Source organism: Streptomyces sp. IBSBF 2435 (genome assembly GCF_036815005.1).
Taxonomy (GTDB): Bacteria; Actinomycetota; Actinomycetes; order Streptomycetales; family Streptomycetaceae; genus Actinacidiphila.
Genome location: NZ_JAJSYW010000021.1, coordinates 1 through 6819 on the forward strand (window position 1 = coordinate 1; position 6819 = coordinate 6819).

Annotated in this window: 6 protein-coding genes and 1 pseudogene; 2 read left to right on the top strand and 5 right to left on the bottom strand. The window is 72.5% G+C overall.

The features are described 5' to 3' along the window. From V7E46_RS06345 to V7E46_RS06360, 4 genes and pseudogenes are all read right to left on the bottom strand, one after another. A pseudogene (locus V7E46_RS06345) lies at positions 1-294 on the bottom strand (hypothetical protein); the annotation flags it as partial. Next, positions 278-769, bottom strand: a complete 492-nt coding sequence (locus V7E46_RS06350; RefSeq protein WP_329177423.1) for an RNA polymerase sigma factor — start codon at positions 767-769, stop codon at positions 278-280. The pseudogene V7E46_RS06345 and the gene V7E46_RS06350, both read right to left, overlap by 17 nt. Positions 770-881: 112 nt before the next feature. Beyond that, positions 882-1496, bottom strand: coding sequence for a class F sortase (locus V7E46_RS06355; protein ID WP_333767483.1), 615 nt, complete (start codon positions 1494-1496; stop codon positions 882-884). Continuing rightward, positions 1493-1855, bottom strand: coding sequence for a sortase-dependent protein (locus tag V7E46_RS06360; protein WP_333767484.1), 363 nt, complete (start codon positions 1853-1855; stop codon positions 1493-1495). Before V7E46_RS06360 ends, V7E46_RS06355 begins: the two co-directional genes overlap by 4 nt. Positions 1856-2117: 262 nt before the next feature. Here V7E46_RS06360 and V7E46_RS06365 point away from each other — a divergent pair, with 262 nt between their 5' ends. Further along, the gene (locus tag V7E46_RS06365; RefSeq protein ID WP_333767485.1) at positions 2118-4337 is read left to right on the top strand and encodes a YncE family protein; all 2220 of its coding nucleotides are present in this window, start codon (positions 2118-2120) and stop codon (positions 4335-4337) included. A gap of 90 nt (positions 4338-4427) precedes the next feature. Here V7E46_RS06365 and V7E46_RS06370 read toward each other — a convergent pair whose 3' ends face one another. After that, positions 4428-5510, bottom strand: coding sequence for a DNA polymerase III subunit beta family protein (locus V7E46_RS06370; RefSeq protein ID WP_333767486.1), 1083 nt, complete (start codon positions 5508-5510; stop codon positions 4428-4430). Between the two features lie 299 nt (positions 5511-5809). On the opposite strand from V7E46_RS06370, the gene V7E46_RS06375 reads away from it, so the two are divergent. Beyond that, the coding region (locus V7E46_RS06375) for a glycoside hydrolase family 16 protein (RefSeq protein ID WP_333767487.1) at positions 5810-6819 on the top strand (1010 nt) is incomplete at its 3' end.

A 6819-nucleotide genomic window follows, 5' to 3' on the forward strand; every position in this document is an offset into this window, starting at 1 on the left:
GGTCCGGGGGGAACCGGTCGAAGGACTGCTCAGGGGCGGTGGACCGAGCGGGACCACCGGGGAGGCGGGCGACTCGTGGCCCGCCAGGCGCAGCGGCACCGCGACGAGGGCGGCGGCAGCGCAGGACAGGCCGACCCCGACAGCGACACGCAGCATCCGGCGGCGGGCCGCGCCGCGGCGGATCCTCTCGTAGCGGCCCGGGGGCAGGCCGAGGTGGTCGGGGGCGGGCCGCAGGATGACGGTGAGGGGGTCGTCGGGGTCGAAGTCCTGACCGTCGTCAGACTGTGTGATCAAGGCTTCTCCTCAGATGGGCCCGGAGCAGTTCCCTGGCCGCGTGGAGGTCGGACATCACGGTCCCCTCCCTCCGGCCGGTGAGCAGGGATATCTCCCGGATCGGGAGGTCAGCGTAGTAGTGCAGCAGGATCGGCACCCGCAGGCGTTCGGGCAGCGACTGCACGAGCAGGCGCAACGACGGGTCGGCCTGCTCGGCCGCCGGCCGGACCGCGGCTTCCGCGGTGGCCCGGCGGACGGCCCGCCGCTCGCGCTCCAGCTTGCGCCAGTGGTCGCGGACGAGGTTGGTCGCGGTGACGTAGAGGAATCCGCGCGGCTCCGCCACGGCCGTCCAGCGGGCCCAGAGCCTGGTGAACGCCTCCGAGGCGATCTCGTGGGCCGTCTCGTCGTCGTCGACCAGGCGGCGGCACCAGCCGGCAAGGCGGGGGTAGAAGGCGGCGAACAGCTCGGACGCTGCCTTCTCGCGGGACCGTTTCAACACTCTCCATGTCGTGGTGGCACTGGTCGCACACGGGGTGGCCCGTGCGGGGGGACTGCCCCGGGCCGCCGGCGTACGGTGTCCGGCGGCCCGGGGCCCCGGGCGGGAGGCGTCAGGAGCCCGCCCGGGTCAGCGCGGCGAAGACGATCACGTTGTCGAGGTAGCCGTCACCGGTACGCGGGCCGCCGCACGTGATCAGCCGCAGCTCGGGACGGTCCACGTCCCCGTAGACCGCGCTCGTCGGGAAGTCCGCCTTGGCGACCGTGCGGACGTCGGTGACGGCGAACTGCGGTGCCGTGCCGTTCTTCAGGTGCGCCACGATCCGGTCGCCCGGGTGCAGCCGCGCGAGGTGGCGGAAGACCCCGTCCCCGTAAGCGCCGACGGTGACATGGGCGAGGATCACCGAAGGACCGGTCTGACCCGGCGTCGGCGAGTCCCGGTACCAGCCCGCGAGGTCGTGCGCGGTGATCGGCGGGACCTGCACGCTGCCGTCGGGGGCCAGCCCCAGCTCCATGACCGGGGTGTCGACCCCGATGGCCGGGACCTCCAGCCGGACCGGGACCGAACGCCCCGGCGCGCGTACCGCCTTCGCGGCGGGCCGCGACGACGGCGGCCCGGTCGTGGGGAGTCCGGGCCCGGCGGTACGGCCCGCCCGGTGGCCGCCGCAGGCCGTGAGCAGCGAGGCTGTCACCGCCGCGGCGAGAGCGCGCCTGGAGAGCGGGGTCACGCCCCGGTCGCCCGCCGGCGGCGTACGAGGAGGACCGCCCCGCCGCCGAGCGCGAGCACCGCGGCGGCGCCCCCGCCGATCAGCCCGCCGCCGGCTCCGCTGTGCGACGCCACCGGCACCACGCCGGTGTCCGGCGCTCCCTTCGGCACGGCGGAGACCTGGCCCGGCCGCCCCGTCCGGGGCGGTGCGGGCGCCGCGGTCGGCGCCGCGGCCGGCGCCGCGTCCGAAGGTGCGGCCGACGCGGTCTGTACGACGGTCGGAGTGGGGGTCGGGGACGCCCCGTCGGCGAACGCGGGCACGGTGGCCGCCAGCACGGCGGTGCACGCGAGTGCCACGGCGCTCAGGACAGTTCGGCGCATGAATCGCTCTCTTTCGTCGGTCCGCCCGCGCTGTCGTGCGCGAGCTGAGTGCGGATCGACTGAGAAGACGAGGCCGCGGCGGAGCGGATTGCAAAGCCTCGGCAAAGCCGCAGGAGGTGGCCCGCCACGCGAGGCGGCCCCATCGCCGCGACCGGCACGATGTGTCCGACCGGAGAAGGTCCACCCGGATGGCCCATTGATCACGACCGGACACACAGCATAGAATTCGAACACCAGATCGATGCTCTCTCTCAGGAGTTACATGCGTTACAGGCGCATCACCCTCGCTGCGGCCACGTCACTCGTGGCCGGAACTCTGAGCTCCGCCGTTCTGTCCGCCGCTCCGGCGGACGCAGCCGAGACCTCGGTCGCACTGCCGATCAGCCAGTACGCGCACCTGCTGGTCGACCCCGTCCACCAGGAGCTGTTCATCAGCGGCGGCCCCGGCAGCACAAGCATCCTGGTCACCGACCTGTCCGGCGGCGACCCCCGGACGATCCCCGACCAGCCCGGCGCCGCAGGCCTGACGCTCTCGGCGGACGGCAGCGCCCTCTACGCCGCCCTCTCGGGCGGCGACGCGATCTCCGCCATCGACCCGGTGACGCTCACCGAGACCCGGCGCTTCGGCACCGGCACCGGCAGCGCCCCGGTCTCCGTGGCCGTCGCAGGAAGCGGTGTCTGGTACGGATACACGACCGCCGGCGGCCAGGGCGGCATCGGGACCGTCGACCTGTCGGCAGCCGCGCCGGTCGCCGAGCCCCGGTCCGGCATGGGCACCTGGGCGCACGCGCCCCTGCTCACCGCGAAGGGCGAGGAGTTGGCCGCGGAGACTCCGTCCGGGAACTCCGTCCACGCGGCCACCTTCCACGTCACGTCCTCGGGCGCCGCACCGCAGGCGGACTTCGGCCTCACCGCCGGCGCGGGCGAGTTCGACCTCACCCCCGACGGCAGCACCCTGCTGCTCACGGGACCGACCGCGAGTTCCCTCCAGGCGTTCCGCACCGCGGACCTGAACTCCGCCACTCCGAGCGTCTACTTCACCGGTACGGGCCCGAACGCGGTCGATATCGCCGCGGACGGCACGGTGGCCACCGGCAACGGCGGCGCGAGCGGCAATGACGTATTCGTCTACGCGCCCGGCACCACCACGGCCATGAACAAGTTCGACCTGGGTACCGCACGCCTGGCCCGTGACGGCCTGGCATGGGGCGCCGACGGTGTGGGCCTGTACGCCGTCGTCGGGAACAGCACGAACGGATACAGCCTGCTGCGTCTCCCCGAGGCGCACCTGACGGACACGCAGCTCTCCGCCTCGATCACCTCGGGGTATGCGGCGCCGACCCTGCCCTACACGGTCTCGGGCAAGGTCGCCGCGCAATCCGCCTTCCCGGCCGGCGAGACGGTGCAGGTGACCGAGGACGGCGCGGCCCTGGCCGACGCCCCCCTCGCACCGGACGGATCGTTCAGCTTCAGCGACGTACACGAGAGCGCCGGTCACCACGACTACGGGTTGTCGTACGCCGGCGACCGGACCCACCGGGCCTCCGCCACGAGCCTCGGGGCGGACGTCGCGGCGCTGAGCACCACCGTCTGGGCCGAGCCGACCTCGGCGACCGCCGACTCCGTGGTGCTCAGCGGCATCATGGGTGTCCAGAACAAGCTGGCGGCCGTCCCCGCCGGGCTCAGGATCGACGTCACCCGCGTCAACGAGGACACTCGGCAGTCCACGCAGCTGCCGTCCGTTCCGGTGACCCCCCAGGACGACTTCAACGGCACCTTCACGATCACCGATTCGCCCGGCGCCCCGGGGCGGTTCACCTACACCGTTTCCTTCGCCGGGACGTCCTGGCTGACCGGCAGTTCCGGGGACGTGAGCATCTTCGTCCCGTACGCGCCGACACTGGCGCTGTCGAACGCCCCGACGACCGGAACCGTCGGAAAGCCGCTCACCTTCACCGGCCGGCTCACTCCCGCACCGCCGGCGGACACCGGCCAGTACGGCGTCCCGGCGGTGACCGTCGAGGACGAGTCGCCGTACACGGGAGCGCAGTACAGCGCGGCGGTCCAGCCCGACGGCACCTTCACCTTCCCCACCACCCCCGACTCGCGGGGCAGCCACACCTATACGTTCAGCTACGGCGGCAGCGCGGAGGTCGTCGCCACGCAGGCCACAGCGATCGTGAACGTCACGGGTCTGGTGACGCCGCTGTCCGTGACCACCAACGCCTCCAGTTACACCCGCAACAGCACGGCCACGGTCACCGCCCACCTCGGCACGGCCTTCGCCGGTCGCACCGTGACCTTCTCCGCGACCCCCGCCAACGGGACGCGGACCCAGATCGGCACGGGCACGGTCGACAGCCACGGCAATGCCGCGCTGGTCAGCCCCCGGCTGACGAAGCCGACCACCTTCACCGTCTCCTACGCCGGAGACACCCAGTACGCCCCGGCCACCGCGAGCCGCAGCGTCCAGGTGCACTGACATCCCGGTCCGCCCGTCCGCCCGCCCGCCCGGTGCGGACGGGCGGGCGGGCTGGACGGGGTGCGGTATCGCGGGGTCGATGGGCCTGCGCTACGTGTCCAGGCGGACCGGCATCAGGAGCGAGAAGGTGTCCTCGGTGTCGGTGCGGCGAATCGCCATCGGCGCGGTGGGGGCGCCGAACTCCAGGATCAGCTGGTCCCGGGCTCCGGCAGCCAGGGCGTCCAGCAGGAATTCGCGGTTGACGGCGACGCTGTCCGGGTCGTCGTCACCGTCGGCGCAGACGGCGACCGTACCGTCCCCGGCCACCTTGAGCACGCTGAGCCGGGAGGGGGCGGCGCCCGGCTCGGGCGTCTCCGCGGTACGGACGGGGCCGGTCGCCACTGCCGCCCGGAAGGCCGGGACGTCGATGAGGGCACGTGTCCCCGCCGGCAGGCGGACAAGCCGGCGGTAGTCGGGGAAGTCGTGATCGAGGCACTGGCCGGCTGCCTGCCGGGCCCCCGTCTCCAGGGCCACGTGGTTCCCCGCCACGCTGAGTTGAGCGGATCCCCCGTCCCTCAGCAGCGCGCGCATCGCGTCGGCCAGCGCGGACGGCACGGTGATCTGCGCACGCGGGGCGGCGTCACCGCTGCCGCCGACGTGTGCGACCGCCATCCGGTACCGGTCGGTGGCGACGGCGTGGAGCGACCCGCCCTCGACGTCGAGGAGGACACCGCCGAGCATCGGCAGCTCCGGATCGGTACTGGCGGCGAACCGGACCGCGTCCAGGGCGGCGGCCAGTTCGGGCGCGCCGACAGTGAAGCGGATGGTCGCGGTGCGGGGCGGGGCCATGGGATTCTCCCGGTGATCGAGTAGCGCTCGGACCGTGGAGAACTCCATGCGGGCATCGGACAGACCGCGTTCAAGGCGGCGCAGATGCGTCTGGAGCAGCCGGCGTACCAGCTCGCTGTCCGTACTGGACCAGCCGGCCAGCACCAGCCGGATGTCCGCCAGCGGCATACCGGCCCGCCGCAGCCGTGCCAGCAACCGGGCCTCGTCCACCTGCTCGGGGCCGTACCAGCGGTACCCGTTCACCGGATCCACCCGCGCCGGTACCAGCACGCCCGCACCGTCGTAGAACCGCAGCGCGCTGACGCTCAGCCCGCTGCTCCTGGCCATCTCCCCGATGCTGCGCATCTCGCTCTCCACACCCGGAACTCTCGGCTCTCGACCAGGTCGAGGGTCAACCTCAGCGGGACGCGGGACTTCCGTGGCGGACCTGCCCGGTGCGCCGGGACCTGTGGTGCTCCGGGAGGATGAACGCGTCGGCCGTCTTGTCGAACGCCGGACTGATCGACAAGCTGTGTACATGACATTCTCAGGATGCCTGCCCCGCGGAACGGGCTGACGTCCGTCAGCACCATGATCCTGCGCGTCCCGCCAGAGGCGGCGTAACGCTCACGCGACATCACGCCTTTTCCCCGGAGGTCAGACATATGCGCTTGACGTTTGCAAGGCCGCGGCGCGGCGGCTGGAAGAGAGCGCTCATCCTGCTTCCCGTCGTCGTGGTCACGGTGGCGGCCACCGCCGTCGTGACGCTGAACGCCGAGGCGGCGGTGCCCCCGGCCCCGTCGGGCTTCACGCTCACCTGGAGCGACGACTTCAACGGTGCGTCCGGCACCGGCATCGACCAGGGCCTGTGGAAGTACGACACCGGGCCGGGCAGCAACTTCGGCACCGGTGAGATCGAGACCATGACCACCAGCACGTCGAACGTCTACTACGACGGCCAGGGCCACCTGGTGCTCCAGGCCCAGCACTCCGGTTCCGACCCGCGGGGCGGGTGGACCTCCGGGCGGGTGGAGACCCAGGCGGCGACCTTCGGCGCCCCGGCGGGCGGCGTCGTACGCATCGAGTCCGTCCTCCAGCAGCCCAACGTCAGCACCGCCAACGGTGCGGGCTACTGGCCGGCGTTCTGGATGCTCGGCGCACCGCTGCGCGCCGGTGTGACCTGGCCGACGTCCGGTGAGATCGACATCATGGAGGACATCAACGGCCGCAGTTCCGACTTCAGCACCATCCACTGCGGAGTGAGCCCGGGCGGGCCGTGCAACGAGCCGACCGGCATCGGATCGGGCGAGCGCGGCTGTCCTGGCTGCCAGTCCGGCTTCCACGACTACGCGGCGGAGATCGACCGCTCGACCTCGCCGGAGCAGATCCGGTTCTACCTCGACGGGAACAACTTCTACACCGTCAACGCCAACCAGGTGGACGCGGCAACCTGGTCCAACGCGATCGACCACCCGTTCTTCATCATCTACGACCTGGCGATCGGCGGCGGCTTCCCTGACGCCTTCGGCGGTGGCCCGAACGCGGCCACGGTCTCCGGCGGCAAGCTGGTCATCGACTCGGTGGCCGTGTACAACAAGGGACCCGGCTCCGGGGGCGGCGGCGGTTCCGCGACCGGCCAGACGATCACCGGCCCTGGCGGCAAGTGCGTGGACGT